Source organism: Rheinheimera sp. F8, from assembly GCF_001518915.1.
Genome location: NZ_CP013656.1, coordinates 3,055,260 through 3,073,143, shown reverse-complemented (window position 1 = coordinate 3,073,143; position 17,884 = coordinate 3,055,260). Strand labels below are relative to the sequence as shown.

12 protein-coding genes are annotated in these 17,884 nt (G+C 49.7%); 3 read left to right on the top strand and 9 right to left on the bottom strand.

Translation table 11 applies throughout. The annotated features are described in order from the left end of the window. Nucleotides 1-95 precede the first annotated feature (95 nt). Nucleotides 96-3,596 (bottom strand): SUMF1/EgtB/PvdO family nonheme iron enzyme, encoded by a 3,501-nt coding sequence (locus ATY27_RS13770; protein ID WP_208931204.1) that lies wholly within the window; start codon nt 3,594-3,596, stop codon nt 96-98. A gap of 206 nt (nt 3,597-3,802) precedes the next feature. Here ATY27_RS13770 and ATY27_RS13765 point away from each other — a divergent pair, with 206 nt between their 5' ends. Next, complete coding sequence (locus ATY27_RS13765) at nt 3,803-4,231, top strand: hypothetical protein (RefSeq protein WP_208931203.1); 429 nt, start codon at nt 3,803-3,805, stop codon at nt 4,229-4,231. 264 nt (nt 4,232-4,495) lie between these two features. On the opposite strand, the gene ATY27_RS13760 is transcribed toward ATY27_RS13765, so the two are convergent. Beyond that, complete coding sequence (locus ATY27_RS13760) at nt 4,496-7,222, bottom strand: SUMF1/EgtB/PvdO family nonheme iron enzyme (protein ID WP_208931202.1); 2,727 nt, start codon at nt 7,220-7,222, stop codon at nt 4,496-4,498. 40 nt (nt 7,223-7,262) lie between these two features. Between ATY27_RS13760 and ATY27_RS13755 the strand changes: the two genes are divergently transcribed. Further along, nucleotides 7,263-7,409, top strand: coding sequence for a hypothetical protein (locus ATY27_RS13755; RefSeq protein ID WP_208931201.1), 147 nt, complete (start codon nt 7,263-7,265; stop codon nt 7,407-7,409). Between the two features lie 578 nt (nt 7,410-7,987). On the opposite strand, the gene ATY27_RS13750 is transcribed toward ATY27_RS13755, so the two are convergent. The 6 genes from ATY27_RS13750 to ATY27_RS13725 form a co-directional block, all read right to left on the bottom strand. Next, nucleotides 7,988-11,569 carry an SUMF1/EgtB/PvdO family nonheme iron enzyme gene (locus tag ATY27_RS13750; protein WP_208931200.1) on the bottom strand — a complete coding sequence of 1,194 codons (3,582 nt, stop codon included), beginning with the start codon at nt 11,567-11,569 and terminating at the stop codon, nt 7,988-7,990. Nucleotides 11,570-11,735: 166 nt separating this feature from the next. Next, nucleotides 11,736-12,599, bottom strand: a complete 864-nt coding sequence (locus tag ATY27_RS13745; RefSeq protein ID WP_208931199.1) for a hypothetical protein — start codon at nt 12,597-12,599, stop codon at nt 11,736-11,738. Further along, on the bottom strand, nt 12,596-13,774 hold the full coding sequence (locus ATY27_RS13740; protein WP_208931198.1) for an MltA domain-containing protein: 1,179 nt from the start codon (nt 13,772-13,774) through the stop codon (nt 12,596-12,598). The genes ATY27_RS13745 and ATY27_RS13740 overlap by 4 nt, the downstream gene beginning before the upstream one ends. Further along, complete coding sequence (locus tag ATY27_RS13735) at nt 13,771-15,123, bottom strand: hypothetical protein (RefSeq protein ID WP_208931197.1); 1,353 nt, start codon at nt 15,121-15,123, stop codon at nt 13,771-13,773. Before ATY27_RS13735 ends, ATY27_RS13740 begins: the two co-directional genes overlap by 4 nt. 323 nt (nt 15,124-15,446) lie before the next feature. Beyond that, entirely contained in the window at nt 15,447-16,529 is a 1,083-nt protein-coding gene (locus ATY27_RS13730; protein WP_208931196.1) for a lytic transglycosylase domain-containing protein, read from the bottom strand. Nucleotides 16,530-16,732: 203 nt separating this feature from the next. After that, nucleotides 16,733-17,218, bottom strand: a complete 486-nt coding sequence (locus ATY27_RS13725; protein WP_208931195.1) for a hypothetical protein — start codon at nt 17,216-17,218, stop codon at nt 16,733-16,735. A 30-nt stretch (nt 17,219-17,248) separates the two neighbouring features. On the opposite strand from ATY27_RS13725, the gene ATY27_RS13720 reads away from it, so the two are divergent. Next, entirely contained in the window at nt 17,249-17,539 is a 291-nt protein-coding gene (locus ATY27_RS13720) for a hypothetical protein (RefSeq protein WP_208931194.1), read from the top strand. Nucleotides 17,540-17,545: 6 nt separating this feature from the next. On the opposite strand, the gene ATY27_RS13715 is transcribed toward ATY27_RS13720, so the two are convergent. After that, nucleotides 17,546-17,839, bottom strand: coding sequence for a helix-turn-helix transcriptional regulator (locus ATY27_RS13715; protein WP_208931193.1), 294 nt, complete (start codon nt 17,837-17,839; stop codon nt 17,546-17,548). Between the last annotated feature and the right edge of the window lie 45 nt (nt 17,840-17,884).

Sequence of the window (17,884 nt, the reverse complement as noted above, 5' to 3'; positions counted from 1 at the left end):
TTTTGACTAAAAAGGCTTGAACGCTTGGTTTTGCGAGGCCCGCAAGCGGGCTAGGAGCGCCTTACTGCGCAGCCAAAGGGAAATGCACCATAAAATTACAAACCCTGAACCACACGAATACCACCGTCGAAGCCACTGTCGTCAGAACTCGAGCCCATGCGGTTCGAGACTCGCACGCTTCCTAGAGCAAGACTAAAAGAACCGCCACGCATTTGGATAATTTCGCAATTACCACTGCCAAAAGATTTACCATTAGTAGGTATCGTTGTCAGACTGGGTTGATAGCAATCGGCTGTATATTCAGAAACATTACCAAAAATGTCAAACAAACCAAAAGCATTCGAAGTGTACTGACCAACCAGTTTCGTTTTAGCTACGTTTCCAATTTTATTTTGTGGGCAACTTACCACGTTAGGATTACCACCATAATTGTCCTGCACGGTATCGATGCAATGTCCAAATTTAGCAAAACGCTCTGTTCTGCCGGCACGAGCTACGTACTCCCACTCACTTTCAGTTAACAGCCTGTAATGTTTTCCGGTAGCCTTCATTAACCAAGCGACATATTCTTTGGCATCATGCCAAGTAACATTGATTACAGGCCGTTGTCCTTGGCCCCAGCCCTCATCTTCAGGCGTTTTATTGCCCTGACAGCCCCCTTGGGACACACAAAGTGCCCAATCATCGAAGGTGATTTCGTATTGGCTCACCGCAAAATGTTTTGCGTGGATCACTTTGTGTTTGCCCGGTTTTTCGTCTTCGGCGCACTCTGAATCACCTTCACTGCAGCCCATTAAAAAAGAGCCGGCAGGGATAACCGCCATTTTCGGCCCCAAGCCTTGACCGTTTAATAACGGCTCTTGAAAGAACACTGTCTTGCCCACTGCTTTGGCAGCTTGTTGTTGTAATGCCTTTACCTGTTCACTACTCCAGCCATGGATAAAGGGCACTTCTAGTGAGAGTGTTTTGCTGCTGTTGTTATCTACTAGCAGCACTTCCCTGTAAGGTTGATAACCAGCGGCTTCGACACGAAGGTTATACTCCCCAGCCAATAGCTGTAGCGGTAACGTGGCTTTAACATCATCAAGAAATACCGTGGCGTGGGCTGGCGTAATGTTGAGATTGAGGCTGTAACGAATTGGCTCTAAGTTGATGCTCAGTTGCTGATTGCTAGTTAAGGTCACTTTTTGCGTTTGGCTTTGATAATGTTTTGCACTGGCGGTAAGTTCATAATCCCCCAGTGGCAAGCTGATACTCTCGCCTACATTTAAACGCTGACTGTTGTTTGCGCCCTTAAGCTCAAGTTGTACATCTGGCGCCTGGCTTTGTACTATAAGACTTGCTGTGAGCGGCTCTAAACTCAGTTGCAGCGGCTGGCCGGTAAACTGGATGGTTTGATTAAGCGGCTGGTAACCCTCTGCGGTTACGCGGATGTTATACTCACCTTCCGCCAACCGGTCACCAGGTTTTACTGGTTGTTGATTGAGCGCCACTGTAGCGCTGGCTGGAGTGACATTTAAGTTTAACAGGTGGCTTTGTACTGACACTTTCAGCATGCCCTGTTGCAGCGCCCCCTCGCTGTTTTCAAGCTGGTAACTAAGGTTGCCTGATTCGTTGACTAGACACCCAAAACTCAAAGTTTGCGCTGCAATACCACGAGGCTCACAGCGCGTAGCGCCCACAGTCAATTGATACTCGTCCATAGCCCAAGGCTTGCTGGCTATCAACTGCACCTCTGACGATTCGCCCCGTACCAGCGCACTAACTAATTCCGCCCGCGTGGGTTGCATGCCACTTTGAATTGTGGGCCAAGCCACATACCCAAGCGCAGCCAGTACCGCTACCGCGCCTACACGCAGTGGCCAATTAGTTCTTTGAGCTGAATAGCTTGGCGGGCTGTCTGGTTGTTCATGCAAATCCAGTTGTTGAAGCGAGCTTTCCACATCAGCCAAAGTGCTGACTAAGCGCTGTTGTTGGTGCCAGAGTTGTTGGCGGCGGTTTTTTAGCCGTGTGATATCGGCCAAACTTTTAAGCGATGGTACGGCTTCGTTCAGCGCAGCAGCTAGTTCATCAAAGCGAAGTTGATGCTGCGACACTTCACGGTGAATGTTCGCCAGTGTGGTTTTTTGTAACGCACTTAGTTGAAGCCCTTTTACACTGGCTGTTATATCTGCTAGTAGTTGGTTGCAACTCACCAGCAGTAACTGTGCAGCTTGCACATCAGGAAGGCTTAGTTGGTTCTCCAGTTGATAGAGCAGAGGCTCTTCGCACACTGTATTGAATTGCTTGGCCAATTCGCCAATTAACTCAGGCAATAACGGGTCTTGTTGGCGCTCGAGTAACCACTGTTTGGCGATACCATCGGCGTGGGGGCCGGTAAATTGCGTGGTAAGCACTCCAGCAAAATCACTCAGCTGTTGCTGCAGTTGCTTATAATAAGCGTCAACCTGCTGCCAAGCCTCAGCAATCCGCTTCACGCTTTCTTTAAACACAACCCAGCTATTCTGCTCGCCGGCAGGTGCATCCGATAACAACTCTCTCAGCTGCTGGCCAAGTTCAGTGATTTGCTCACCCAACGCAGCCACCTCGAAATTAAACTCCTGGTGCTGCGCACGTAGTTGCTGCTGGCGCGCCAAGGCTTCCGCCACCGGGTTCAGTTCACGGATAAACTGTGCCAGCGCTTGCTTAAAAGCAGCATCTAATTGCGCAAGGCTGCCATAGCGCTCAGTCGGCTCGCTCGCCATTGCTTGTTGCCAAAACTTGGCTAGTGGCTGAAACACTTCCGCGACAGGCGCTCGGTGAAACTGATCAGGTTCGTTACGGGTTAACAGCCAATATGTCAACGCCGCCAAGCTATAGTAGTCACTGCTCGTTGACTGACACCCCTGCCGTACCTCTGGCGCATTAAACGGCGTGCTTGCTTTGCTGTCGTTAGTAAAATCTGAGCTACTGGCACTGCCAAAATCAAACAACACCAGTTGGCCGTCACTTTTGCGCAACCGCAGATTATCTGGATGCAAGTCACGGTGCAGAATTTTTACGTTTTCCAGTGCAGTTACCGCCGCAACCAACTGCTGCCAAAGCGTTGCTAACGCTTGGGCACGCAAAGCAAGGTCTTCACTTTGCACCAGCTCAGTCAGCTTTTTGCCATCAACGTATTCCAACAGCAAAAACGGAGGGCTTGGCCGGCGGTAATCCAGAGACGGCGTCACCACACAGTTGGCATCCCACATATCTAGCAGCTGCGGCGCCCAAGGCCCCTGTAGTTTTTTTAATGAGGCAATTTCATGGTTAAACCTGGCAATGATGGCTTGCTGCTCAGGCCCCGCGCACTCGATAAAATCGGCGCTGGCCAGTTTAACCACACAATGATATGCCACAGCCATGGCATGGCGACCTTGCTGTTGCTCACGCTCGGCAATGACGTTTTTATTCAATGCTTGCAGATCAACAGCCAAAAACGCCGTCGATTTCAGCTCTTTTTCAATACGAAAATTTTCGCCGCTGGGCAAATAAAACGTTTCGCCACCTTGCCATACAAAGGTTTGGCTATCGAGCGGAATAGCCCTGAAATCATTATGAATTTTTATCGTCATAGTCCCTTACCGCTTCGACTGTGTTGCTCCCTTAATGATGACCGGGCGCGTTTACCAGACTGGCATTCGTTTTATTTTTTGGATTGTAACAATACGTTACCAAACTAACGGCGCAAACAAAAGAACAGCGACCTGGCTTTGAAAATTTTTCTTGCCATCTCGTTTATTAGCATCGTGCACAATTTCCAATTCCATGAGGCCTTTATATGAACGCAGAAAATTCTTATCAATTAGTGAAGATCCGCCGCGATATTTTTATCCGGGTAGCAGAAGTTGTAGCAAGCCACTTTCCTGAATGGCGCCTTGTGTGGGAACAAGACTTATTGGGAGAGTATTTATGTGATTATCCAGATTATGACATCCAACTTTATCTGGAGAGTACCGCGCTGGAGACCGCAGGTTTCGAGATCATGTGCGACGTCTGGGAACACTATGCAACCGTGATTGCACAGTTCCAGCAAGCTTTTGAAACCGAACTTGCCATCAGTAAAAAACTTCCGGCCGGTTACACGTTCAAGCTTGAAAGTATTTGGGCAAAAACCAGCGATGTCAGCACCAAAAATTTCAAACCCGAGTGCGATGTGATCCTTAGTTATGAGGGGCGTCGTCATGCTGAAAACAGTCATGAAGGCTGACAATAAGTTACCTTAAGCTGACTTTAACCAAATCTTTAACCAAAGCCAGATTTTGCACAGCCAGCAAATTTTATTAGGTTTTCCTGCCAACAGCTCACTTGCGAGTAACGCAAACCACTGCCATATCCAGCGGGGTATGGCAGGCTTTTCATTGAAAGGTTTGAGCGCTTGGTTTTGCGAGGCCCGCTGCGCGGGCCAACAAGGGAACAACCGCAAGCGGGCTGGAAGCGTCTAACGGCGCAGTCAAAGGTAAGCTTGCAACGCTCACAAAATGTCCCGGGCCAACCGAAAACCCACGGTGATGCTCCTATAGCCCGGCGTGTAGTTGTCGCGGTCCGACACGCGCAGGTTCTTTGGGTTGTTGTACCAGGAGCCGCCGCGCAACACGGGAACCTGACAATTGCCACTGCCAACAGCCATGCCATTCGTCGGTATCGCCGTTAAACTCGACTGATAACAATCGGCAGTCCATTCCGATACATTTCCCAAGGCGTCAGATATACCAAAATTATTGGCTGGATACTGACCAACCGGTTGTGTTTTTGCTAAGTACTGTCTCGTTTTACTCTGCAGGCAACTACCCACTTCGTAGCTGCTATCATAATTGGCTTGCTGGGTGTCGATACAATTGCCAAATTGAGCAAAACGTTCTGAACTGCCAGCCCGCGCTGTGTATTCCCACTCACTTTCAGTTAACAGCCGATAACGCCTGCTGGTCGCTTTGGATAACCAGCCGACATACTCTTTGGCATCATGCCAACTCACGTTAATTACCGGCTCTTGTCCTGGTTCTGCGCGAAATCCAAAAAGAAATGCTGGTCTTGTATTACTTTGACAGCCACCTTGCGACACACAAAGCGCCCAATCATCAAACGTAATTTCATGCTGGCTCACCGCAAACTGCTTGGCATGGGTCACTTTGTGTTTGCCAGGTTTTTCATCATCAACACACTCTATATCACCTTCACTGCAGCCCATTAAAAAAGAGCCCGCCGGGACAACAACCATTTTTGGCCCCAAGCCTTGACCGTTTAATAACGGCTCTTGAAAAAATACTGACATGCCCACTGCTTTGGCGGCTTGTTGTTGTAAGGCTTTGACCTGTTCCGCACTCCAGCCATGGATAAAAGGCACTTCTGTTGCTGCTTGCTGCGACATCTGGTTTTGCTGCGCAGAGCCCACAGGCTCTACTTGTTGCTCCGGTATGCCGCTTTGTAACTCAGGCCAAACGAAATACCCAGCCCCGGCCAGTACAGCGATAGCCGTTAAGCGAAACGGCCAATTTGGGGTTGAAGTTTGAACAACGGAGGTTGCTTGTACTTTTTCTTTAAAATCAACTTGTTGTAACTGCAGTAAAAAACCAGCAAGGCCTTGCGCTAAATGCTGCTGTTTTTTATAAAGCTGTAGCCGTTTGTTTTTTAGCCGCAGTACATCAGCTAATTGAGCAAGCGCCCCTGCTGCTTCATTCAGTGCTTCACTAAGCTCATCATACAAATGTTGATGCAGCTGCATTTGCTGCTCTAATGCCGCTAATGTTGTGTTTTCCAGGCCGGACAGCTGCCGAGCAGCAGCTTGTGCCTTTAATGCATCCAGCCGTTGTTGGCACTGCGCCATGACAAGTTGGCAAGGCTGCAACTCTGGTAAGCCCAGTTGCTGCTCCAACTGATATAGCTGCTCTTCAGACAGCAGCGCTTGAAGCTGCTTTTTCAACTCATCCAGCAAGTTTTGCCAGGCAGGGTCTTGTTGGCGGGCTTGCAACCATGCTTTTGCACTGTCGTTATCGGTCAATTCAACATCAAGCTCAGCCTGAAAACGATGTAATTGCTGGCCGAGTTGCTGCTGCGCGGCTATCAGCTGTTGCCAGCTATCCGCTAGGCACCGCATGCTGTGCTTAAAATCCACCCAGTCATCCGGCAGCGGCGCAGCAAGCGCTGTGATTTGTTCGCCAATGGCACTTAGTTGCAGGCCAAGAGCGGAAGATTGTTGGCACAGCTCGGTATGTTGCAAACGCAATTGCTGCTGGCGCGCCAAGGCTTCCGTCACCGGGTTTAGCTCGCGGATAAAATCGGCCAACGCTTGCTTAAACGCAGCATCTAATTGCGAAAGGCTGCCATAACGCTCAGCCAGCTCACTCGCCATCGCTTGTTGCCAAAACTTTGCTAGTGGCTGAAATACGTCGGCAAGCGCGCTACGTTGCAGTTGATCTGGTTCGTTACCCGTGAATAACCAATACGAGAGTGCCGCTAAACTGTAATGATCACTGCTTTGTGACTGGCTGCCCCGGCGCACTTCCGGCGCATTAAACGGGGTTTGGGCTTTTTCAAGGCTGGTAAATTCCTCACAACTGGCGCAGCCAAAATCGAATAAGACTAATTGTTGCGAGCGGACCCGCATGTTGTCAGGGTTCAAATCTCGGTGTAAAACGCCGGCTTGTTCCAGCGCTGCGACTGCATCCTGCAGTAGTTGCCATACCTTAGCCAGCTGTGCTGCGCGATGTGTTAGATCGTCACTGCTGACTAATTCACGCAGCGATTGACCATCAACATACTCCAAAATTAAAAACGGAGGGCTTGGCCTGCGGACATTAAACTCAGGGTTTAACAAGCAATTGGAGTCCCAAGCCTCCAGCAGCTGTGGCACCCTTGGCCCTTGCAACTTCTCTAACAAGAACTGTTCTTTCGCTAAACGCGCTGCTGCTATTGCTTTGTCGGCATCGGACATCAGCATAAATTCGTCAGCGGCGGCAAGCTTAATAATACAACGCGGCTCTTTGCGCAAAATGGCCTGTCGGCCGCGATCAAGCTCAGTACTGGCAATTGCGTTTTTATTGATGGCAACTAAATCAACAGCTAAAAACACCGTCGCCTTCAATGGCTGCTCAATTCGAAATTGCTCGCCACTGGGCAAGCGAAAAATTTCACCCGCCTGCCAGACAAAACTTTGGCTATCAAGCGGTAGCTGGCGAAAATCAGTTTGAGTATTGATAGTCATAGTCCTTTATTGCTATTGCAGCGGCATTTTGCATCACACTTTGGCAGATATTAATAAGCAAGTGTTTGGCCCTGTAGGGTTTTTACACGCTGGGTTTGCTGGTTATGCTCAGTCATTGGCTCAATTTAACAAAGTAGCTTGCCAAAACAAAGCCAACGAAAAAGCCTTGAAAGAAAAAAGAGGTTAAAACGATTCGAATTTTTCCCGCCAACAATGCTTTAAAACAACTGACAAGAATATCCTGAGGAGCCAATTATGGCTGAGCAGTATTCGATTACATTTACCATTACAAAAACCGAATTATCCGCTACCGCAGAAAAACAGTTACAAAAAAAATATCGACCTTGGCATCCACAGCAAAGAATTAAGCAACTCAACATTTGTTCGTTACTTTTTTGTAGCAGAGCAATGGCCAACTGCAATCCCCACACCGGATAATGAACTTATTTATGGCTGTTCAGCGCGGCTGGCCGAAATCCTGCAGCGACGAAGTGCCTTTATCAATTATCTGCTCCAACATGGCGCCAGTATCCAAGGCTTTCAGTCCTCGCCAGAAAAGTTCATTCAGGGGAATACCTCCATTGAAACCGTAGCTACTGGTTATTACCTGTATCCCTCTGAGGATGAAGTATCCGAAGAAGTGGTCGTGCTGACAGTTTAAACTAGAGATGGTTTTATTTTGGGAACGCGCGCATTCGAGTTGCGAAATAGTGATTTTTACGGGGCCCGCATAGCGGCGCAATCAAAGGGAAATGCTCACTACGCTTACAAGTCCTGAGCCACACGAAAACCGACGTCGCTGTAACTGTAGTGCGGCGTGAAGTAGAGGCGGTTCGACACGCGCTGGTCCCACGGAGTGCCATTCCAGGAGCTGCCGCGCGACACGGCGCTTTCGCAATTGCCATTCCCAAAGGCCGTACCATTACTGGGGATGGCGCTAAAGTTATTTTGATAACAATCGCCGGTCCACTCCCAAACATTTCCCATGGTATCAAAAAGACCCATGTTATTGGCAGAATAACTACCGACAACTTGCGTTTTAGCTAAGTAGGTGCCGGTTTTACTCTGCGGGCAACCACCTAAGCCATAAGTACCATTGTAATTGGCTTGCTGCGTATCAATACAAGAGCCAAATTGGGCGAAACGCGCTGTGCTGCCGGCACGGGCGACATATTCCCACTCCGATTCGCCTAACAATCGAAACCGCCGGCCAGTCGCTTGTGATAGCCAGCGTACATACTCGTTTGCATCGTACCAGCTAACCTGGATGACCGGCCGTTGGCCTTGGCCCCAACCTTGGTCACCCGGTATTTTGTTGCTTTTACAACCACCTTGCGACACACAAAGTGTCCAGTCATCGAAACTCACTTCATGCTTACTGACTGCAAAGTGTTTGCCGTGCGTCACTCTGTGTTCACCTGGTTTTTCATCACCGTCACACGCTGTATCGCCCTCACTGCAGCCCATCAAAAAACTGCCTGCAGGGATAACAGCCATTTTTGGACCCAAGCCTTGACCATTTAATAATGGCTCTTGAAAAAACACTGGTTTGCCCACTGTATTGGCAGCTTGTAGTTGTAATGCCTTCACTTGCTCACTACTCCAGCCATGGATAAACGGCACTTGGTTAGCTTCAGTTACTGGCTTGGCTGCTACATGCGTTGTCGCAACTGTTGGGGCTGCAGGTTTGGGAATGGCATTTAAGCTTAGGGTTTTACGGCTGTTGTTATCGACTGTCAGCACTTCGCTGTAAGGTTGATAACCAGCAGCTTCCACTCTTAGTTGATACTCCCCGGCCGATAGCTGTAGTGGTAAAGTCGCTTTAACATCATCAAGAAACACCGAGGCGTTGGCTGGTGTGATATTGAGATTCAGGCTGTAACGCATGGGCGCTAAGTTGATGCTCAGTTGCTGAATGCTGCTGAGGCTGACTTTTTGTGTTTGGCTTTGAAAGTGTTTTGCACTGGCGGTAAGTTCATAATCCCCCAGCGGCAAGCTGATACGCTCGCCGGCAGTTAAACGCTTGCTGCTATTTGCGCCTTTGAGCTGCAGCTGTACATCTGGCGTTTGGCTTTGAACTGTAAGGGTTGCAGTTAATGGCTCTAAACTCAGTTGCAGCGGCTGGCCGGTAAACTGGATGGTTTTTGTAAGCGCTTGGTAACCCTCTGCGGTTACGCTAACTTGGTACTCGCCTTCTGCTAACCGAACGCCAGTTTTTACGGGTTGTTGATTTAACTGCACCTTGGCATTGGCGGGTGTGACATTGAAGTTTAACAAGTGGCTTTGCGCCGATACTTTTAGCATGCCCTGTTGCAGCGCACCTTCGCTGTTTTCAAGCTGATAGCTGAGGTTGCCTGATTCGTTGACTAAACAACCGAAAGTTAAGGTTTGTGCTGCAATACCCCGTGGCTCACAGCGCGTAGCGCCCACGGTGAATTGATAATCTCCCGCCGCCCATGGTTTATTAGCTATCAGCTGCACCTCTGACGCTTCGCCACGCACCAGCGCACTGACTAATTCCGCCCGTGTGGGTTGCATGCCACTTTGAATGGTGGGCCAAGCCACATACCCCAGTGCGGCCAGTACCGCTACCGAGCCTAACCGCAAAGGCCAGTTGGCGCTTGGCACAATGGCAGCAGTTTTTGGCAGCGCAAAACGTTCTGTAGCCAATTCATTCTGGAGCCGGTTGATATCGCTTTGTAATTGCCGCCATTGCTGCCAAATGCGTAGTTGCTGCTCAAGGTAACGCTTGAGGTCATCTACCGATTGCAAACGCCATGCTTCGGCAGCCAGTTGCTGTAGGCGTTCCAGTTGATGGTGATAGAGCTCGGCCTGTTTACCGAGCGCATCTAAGGTATGGCCAAATAGCAAAGTGGCCGTTTGGTTGTTGGCCAGTTTTTTTACCAGCGTTTGCTGTTGTTGGCTACAAAGGGCTAACTGCGTTTGCAGGGGTATAAAATCCGGCAGCGTTAACGGCTCTGTCAGCGTCTGGTACAAGGTTGGCGTAGTGCATTGCGCGATGTGTTCCGTTAACTGCGCTTGTAACAGCGCTAAATCCGGGTCTTGCACCCTTGCCGCCAGCCATTGCCGTGCACTGTCATCATCAGGCAGGGGTTGCGCTAACGTTTGCTGTTGCTGGTACATCACCTGTTGCAGGTTTGCAAGCGCGAGCGGCAAGGCCGCCACTTGTTGCAGGTAATGCGCCCATTGCGGCGCAAAAGCCGCCAGCTCATTGGCGTGCTGCGGTTGTTTTTCGGTTAAAAATTGCGATAACGCCGCCGTTTGTGCGCTAAGCGTACTGACTTGCTGTTGCTGCACGGCAAGAGTTTGCTCGCTTTGTTGCAGCCGTTCAGTGAGGAGCTGCTTTAACGCTTGCGCTTCTTGTGTTGGGTTTAATGCTTTTAAAAACGACGCCAACGCCTGTTGAAAAGCGGCGTCCAGCGCGGACAAACTGGCAAAACGCTCATCCGGGTTTTCAGCGAGCGCCTGCTGCCAAAACGCAGCCATTGGCGCAAACACACCCGCTAAATGTGTGCGGTTGTGCAAGTCTGGGTCTTGTTTGGTTAGCAATTTAAAGGCAATGGCCGCCAATGAATAATGATCGGATGAGGCAGATTGCCCGCCTTGTCGCACTTCAGGCGCCGAAAACGACGAGTGCGCTTTTTGGTTATTGGTAAAAGTTTTACTGCTGGCTTTTTCAAAATCCAACAATACAATTTTTTGCTGGCGCAATACCATATTGTCGGGTTTTAGATCGCGATGCAGCACTTCTTGCTGCTCTAAGCTCTCTACAGCGCGAATCAGTGCAGGCCATAGCTGTTGTAACTGGTGCGCCCGATCTTTTAACGCGCTGGCACTGACCACATCGGTAATTTTACTTCCCGCAATAAACTCCATCAAAATCAGCGGCGGACAGGGCCGGCGTTTATTGGGTTGATCTACTGATAACAGTGCATCGGCATCAAGCACATTGAACACCCGTGGCACATTTACAGCGGCCAGATACAAAGATTCCAATAAATCAGATTCCTGCCGGAAGCTTTGTTTGGCTTGGTGCTGTAAATCAGCTGGCAGCTCGGTGTAATGTGGGCCGGCGGCAATTTTAATGATCCGCCGCTCGTCCTGCATCGACAGCGCCGCGCGGCCCTCAGCCCGCTCGCCTTGGGCAAATTGATTGGTATCGGCAATTTGCTGGTCTGATACCACATAGACCGTTTGTTGCAAGACCTGACTGATGAGGAAAGCTGCGCCCGTCGGTAGCAATAAACGCTCATTTTTTTGCCAAACAACGGCGAGACTGTCGATATCGCTTTGGCGAAAATCCTGATATTTATTCTGTCGATCCATGGCTGGCCTACCGCATCTTTACATTCACAACTTGTTACAGGTTATCAGATGTTTATCTGGAACAAAAACACTGGTTGAGCTTAAAGCCCAAGTACCATAAACATTAATAAAACATCCACATACATCTGCCATAAACCCAGCATTTGCGCTTGCCGTTGTTTTTTCATCAAGCCTCCTGTTGCGGCATCAGATGTAAAAAAGTGATCGCCAACGCCATGGTTGCCATCCCCATTAAACTGGGGCCTGCCATCAGCCAGCGAATATAGTCTTGCGCTTCACTGCCTTTTTGCACAAAGGCATACAACGAAGACATTAAACCAAACAGCGGTGCCACATCGGCCATGTAGGCAATATGGCGCAGCCGGGCGGCTGGGGTGACATACACCAAATCTGCACACCAGCTGCCAAACCAATGCAACGCGGTGATCCAATAAAAATAATGCAGCGTGATAATCATCAGCAGTAATGGCCAACTGAGGCCAAACGTCAGCAACTTGGCAAACACTTGCCGTGCCGGGCGCGGCTCAGTAAACCAAGGTCCCGCCCAATGCGGCTGCCACGGCAGTTGCAACAAGAATAACTGCTCGGCAAATACCACTTCCTGACTTAACCATGCAAACAAGATAAGCACCAGCAAAAGTGTCAGCAGCAGCGCAATCAGGTAGGCCGGCCAAATGCGGCCTTTGACTGAACTGGCTGCAGCAGCTTGCGGTGCGGCCTTTGTTTGAGCACTGACAGGCGGCTTGGGCGGTGTTGGCACTAAGGGCACTACCTGCGCTGTCACTGGGTTGTCGCCACGTAAATTCACCCCACCCCCTCCACCTTGTTGCTGCCCTAGTTTTGCCGCCGAGGCTGTAGCTGCTCCGCGCTCTGGCTGACTATTGCCACTGGCACGCAGTTTTACTTCGGCAACGTCTTGCCCGGTTTGCGCGCTCTGCCGAGCAGCCTGTACCGCAGGCGTCGGCAGAGGTTGCTGTTTTGCCCGTTTCGGTTTAGGGCTTAACCAGGAAAACAGCGCCTTGATTTTCATTGCTCAGTCGCATAGTGCGCCAGCATGCCACTGATTGGCGCTTGGGCTAATGGGTGCTGCAGCACAATCACCCGGCCGTAATGCATCACGTTTCCGGCCAGCTGACTGGCGCCTTGGTAGAGATCTAAGCGCCCAGGCCCTTTAATGGCGCCGCCGCGGTCATTGGCAATTCGCAGTGTCCATTGCCGGCCAGTAATTTGTTTGCCATTCAGTACAGGCTCTTCGACTAACAATAAGCTGCCGTAAGGCACTAATTGCGGATCTACTGCTGCTGTGACACCGGGTAAAGCCGAGGTGTTGTTGGCTGCCCGTGGCCACTCTTCCTGATTCGGTTTAAAAAACACATAGCTGGGGTTTTCAAAAAGGTAAGCTTGCAGCTCGCTCGGATTAGCGGCGAAGTATGCGCGAATTTTACTGACTGACATCTCCGCCCGGGCTACTTTGCCATCGCGGATCAGCATTTGGCCCAACGACTTGTAGGGGTGCTGGTTTTTGCCTGCGTAGCCAATCAGCTGTCGTGAGCCGTTGCTGATATCTTCTAAAATGGCGCTGCCTTGCACTTGCGCCAAAAATACATCCAATGGATCGGCGGCATAACCCAGTTCCAGCCCCAAATCTTTTAACCAATCTTCCGCATCAATTTGCGCACGGGTGAGCCGCAAAAATGCTTCGCTTTGTGGTAATTGATAAATGGGATATTGGTACTTTGCGCTGCGGGTGGCGGATATTTTTAACAGCGGCGTGTTGTACGCCGTCAACAGGGTGTTGCCGCACAGATCTTCACCGCCCATCAACATTGAGGCGGTAAACGCCTCGATATCAATGTGCTCCGCTGTTGGATCCAGATTGAGCGTGGTTTGCTGCGACGGCAATAGCTGCTGGCCTTTGCTTTTTAGTAATTGCAAATACTGCTGCTGTTGCAACAGTGCATCGCGCAGTAGCGATGTCACGGGGATCTGTACCGCTGGGGCTTTGGTATCAGTTAATACCTCGCCGTGACAAGGCTGAAATTGCTGTGCACCGTTGCCGTGATAGGGCTGCGATAACTGCGGTGTCTGCACATTACTGGCGTGCGCACTACTGGCATAAACGGCCCCTCCTACAAAGATGGCGCTCATTAGTCCGGCAGCGCGGGCCAGTTGCAAAGTTGCGAACTTAAGTTTGAATTTCATCATGTGTCAGTCTCCATCACGTTTTTATCTGCTCTGATCACAACGTTGGAAGGAAAATTTTGGCCAAGCAGCGCTGGTACATAGATTTTGCGGCGCGATAACCAGTTTAAAAGCTCCGCACGACAACGCGCCTGTAGCTGCGGCTCTGGCGCAGGGTGCCGCGAGTATTGCTGCTGGGCTAACCACTGCTGTACTTGATAAAAGGCATCTGCTGTGGCAGGTTTATTGGCAATATCTCTCAGCTGAACCAGTCGCAACTGGTCTATACCTGCTGGTTCTACTTCGGCCAGATAAGTTTCTGTCGCTATATCGACAATAAATACCGCACATAACCCAAGTGCCGCTTTGGTCTGCAAGCTATCGAGACAATTCACCCACTGGATCCCTTGCTGCTGGTACTGGCTTGCGATAGTTAATAACCGAATGGCCAGTGTCGGTTCTGCGTTTGTTATCCGCAGCGGCAATACCGTGTTACCATGCGGCTGGCAGGTCAACACAGTGATCAGTGCTAGGTATTTGCGGCTGCGGCATTTTCCCCAGTACTGACAAATGATTTGGCGGCGTGTTTTGTCATCGAGTTCAGGCAACAACACCCGTAACAAGGATAGATTCTGTTGTAACAGGCTTTGAACCCCATTCCAGCCCTCATCCGGCTGATATAACAAACTGACCGCCGCCGCACTGTCAGGATCTTCCGGGTACTTTTGTTCTGTTTGCGTTTGCAGGTAAAACCAATTGATCCAGCCAAAGGCGTTCTGCGGCCAACAACGCGCGGGGGTATTGGCCAGAACCAAGCTCAGCCACATTGGTTTTCGCAGCGACAGCGGACAATACAAGCCACGCTGATGCAGTTGATTTAATTGCCGCCAAACATGGCGCTGGATGCCGACTTGTTGCAAAAGGTTTGTTAAAGATTGTTTGGAGTTTTGCGGCTTAGGCAGCTCGGCCTGTAAGCTCTCTAGCCATTCCACAGATGCAGGCGCCTGCTGAATGCGTTGTTGCCAGATATCGAGCCACATGCGATGAAGTAAGCTCTGCTGGAGGTATTCAGTGACTCTGAACTGCGCTGGATCTAATTGGCTAAACATTTTGTCAGCGCGATAGTGTGGCTCGCCGATGATATCCAGATATTCTTTGGCATAGCTTTGGTTGAAGTAGGTAATAAAGTCCGCCAGACTGTCATCCGATACCAACCCGAAATGATTCAACAGCCAATAGATGCTGAGCTGGCAAGTCTGTAATACCAACAACACGCTACGCATTTCTGTTTTTTTCAGCTCAACCAAATGATCGGAGGCGGAGACCAACACCTTGGTCAGTTCCACCAGCTGAAACTCAGTCAAATTGTTCATAAAAATTAGCTGGATCACCTGCATTTTTTGACTGATCGGCAACGCATAGGAGGTTAAAGCTCTCCAGAACAAGTCCTGATGCTTCGGCCTGACAAAACGCTGCAGGTGCAACAGCAATAACTGGCGAAAGCTATCAGGCAATAAGGAGCCTGGTTCCACGGAAGAAAGGTATAAGAAATCCACTGAAATTGGCCTAACACACCCTGGCACATCACTCGGTGCTTTGTAATGGCGTACCAGAAAAAGCTGCTCTGTTAAGGCAGCACGTTCGACCCGGTCTGAAAACATATCAAAGCCATGCTCTTTTAACATCAAGGTGCCCTCTAATTCCAAATTCTCAATTTTTGTCCCGCTTTTACCATCTGCGTTTTCTGCAATTGATTTAACAGGGTTAAGGTTCGTACATCCGTCTGATGGTGCTGCGCTAAGGTTGATAAGGTGTCACCTCGCTTCGCGACTATGACGCGCTCCCGAACCGGCAATAAAATAGCCTCACCAGCGCGCATGTGATTCTTGGGGTTCTTGCGACGCAATTGCTTGATTGGCACCCCAGTAACATCAGCAAGCCAGCTCCAGCTTGCCCCTGCAGGTAAACGCACAGTTTGATACGCTGCTGCGTTTTTGCTTGCCGCATGCGACTTAGATGTAATGTTTTGTACCAATGAATTGCGAGCTATTTGACCGCTATCAGCTTGAAGGACTGGTCGACGAAGCCAACCTTGCTCTGGAGTAAACACCGCCACCGGACCACGCGCTGCGGTATAGTCGCGGCTGTCGTTCATCGGCAAAAACAGACATTGCCCGGCCTTTAAGTCTGTACCTAACGCAGGATTCACTTTTTGCAGTTGCGTAGGCGACAAAGCTAAAGACGATGCAATAGCAGTCATGCTGGTGCGCCGTTCAACAACAGCAATAGGGCCTCTGCTGATGCTGCCAGCATTTAAATTGGCTAACAAAAAACGAGGCGCATAGTGCTGAGTTTCAGCCGGCAGCGCACTATGCAACCCGACAAAGGTTCGACGCGCCTGATAATTTTCCTGCAAGCGGCGTACCACGCTACCTTCACCGGCGTTGTATGCTGATAACACCATCAAGGCATCGTCACCAAACACTGCTTGATGCTGCTTAATTAACTTTGCGGCTGCGCGGGTTGCCTCGATTGGATCAAAGCGTTGCGCAGGGGTGATTTGTAGTGATTTGGCCGTGATCGGCATAATCTGCCACATCCCCGCTGCGCCCGACTTAGACACGGCGAAGGGGTCAAAGCTGGATTCGACAAAAGGGACATAAGCGTATTCTTCAGGCAAATCTGCTGCGCGTAACTCGGCGGCTAACCAAACCAGATGGCAGCTCTGAGTTGTTAAATGAGCTGCATTTTGTTCAAACCAAGGTTGCTGCTGTTGCACTATGTGGTGCAAAGCCAATCGCTCAGCCTCATCATAATGCTCTGCCCCTAATCGGATTAACAGTGCTTGAAAAGGCGCCAGATTAGATACTTCAGACACTCGCTCGGACTGCAGACCATCGGCTTTTTGCAGATGCTGCGCCACTGGCGTGTGCTGACATCCTGCCAACAAAGCGAAACTGCACAGCAGTGAGCACATCCATGTTAGTTTGGACATGACTGCCCCTCCACCATCGGTATAACACTCAAGAGTGCACCGCCAGCCAGAACTAATTGTTCTCCCTTGCCGACCCACTCGGTCAAAGCTCCAACTCGTTCTACGTAGTAGTCACTTAGAAGAAATAGCGGCGTAGTATTACTGGATGAGCGCTGTAGCACACAGACTTCGTGTTCCTGCCACAACTCCAAACGCTGCCCTTTTTTCCGGCCAAACAAACCTGACTGACTCAACGACTGCCCACGGACCTGGCAGGGGTACTGAGCGTCAAAAAGATTAGACGGAGTACTACAAGCCATGCACAGCAACTGAGGGGCATCGAGTAAAAACATCTGTTCAATATCCAGCGCCTGCCGCCATAGCATCGGCAAGCTCTGTGTTTCAAGGCCTTTAACCTGTGGCTTTAGCGCAGCAATTCCACAACGCGACAAATATTGACCCGCAGTAATAAACCCCTTGAGATAAATGCGCATAAAAGCCTCCGTATGTTGTTATGAATACGGATGGCAGGAAAAATAATCGAGCTAGTTATTGTTGTTACTCAGCAAGGACGAAGTATCCCTCCAAAGCCAACTAATTCTGAGATTGGGTGTTGGAAAAACAACATCCATTCCTGCATTCAAAAAGAACTTGATTGCTATTTGGATGTCGTAGGTCAGTTATCGGACTTGCTGGGTAAAACCAGTGATATGAAAGTCGTTAACAGCGCAAGCTGGCCGACGTTTATTGTGGTGAAAAAAATCAACTACGCTGAGAGCCGCCATGGTGTTTTCGACATGCAGAGAACACCATGACTTTTATCATTCAGCAACTGGTTTTTGCTCTTTAGTTTTTTTCGGCTTCTTCTTACTTACCTTTTTCTCTTCAACCATGCCTGGTCGATAGGTCATCAGGTCGCCAACATTACACTCGAAATATGCGCATAAACTGTCAATCGCCGTAGTGCTTGTCGAGTGGCCATACTCAGGAATGGTCATTTTTGATAACGAGGTGCGATTAACCCCAGTCGCATCAGCGACAGCCTGAAGCGTGATTTTGTGCCCTTCGCGCTCGGCCTTTTCTTTCATCAACTCTTTTATTTTGAAAATAATCATAAAAATCCAAACATGTTCTTTGACAGAACATTTTTCACCTTCTAT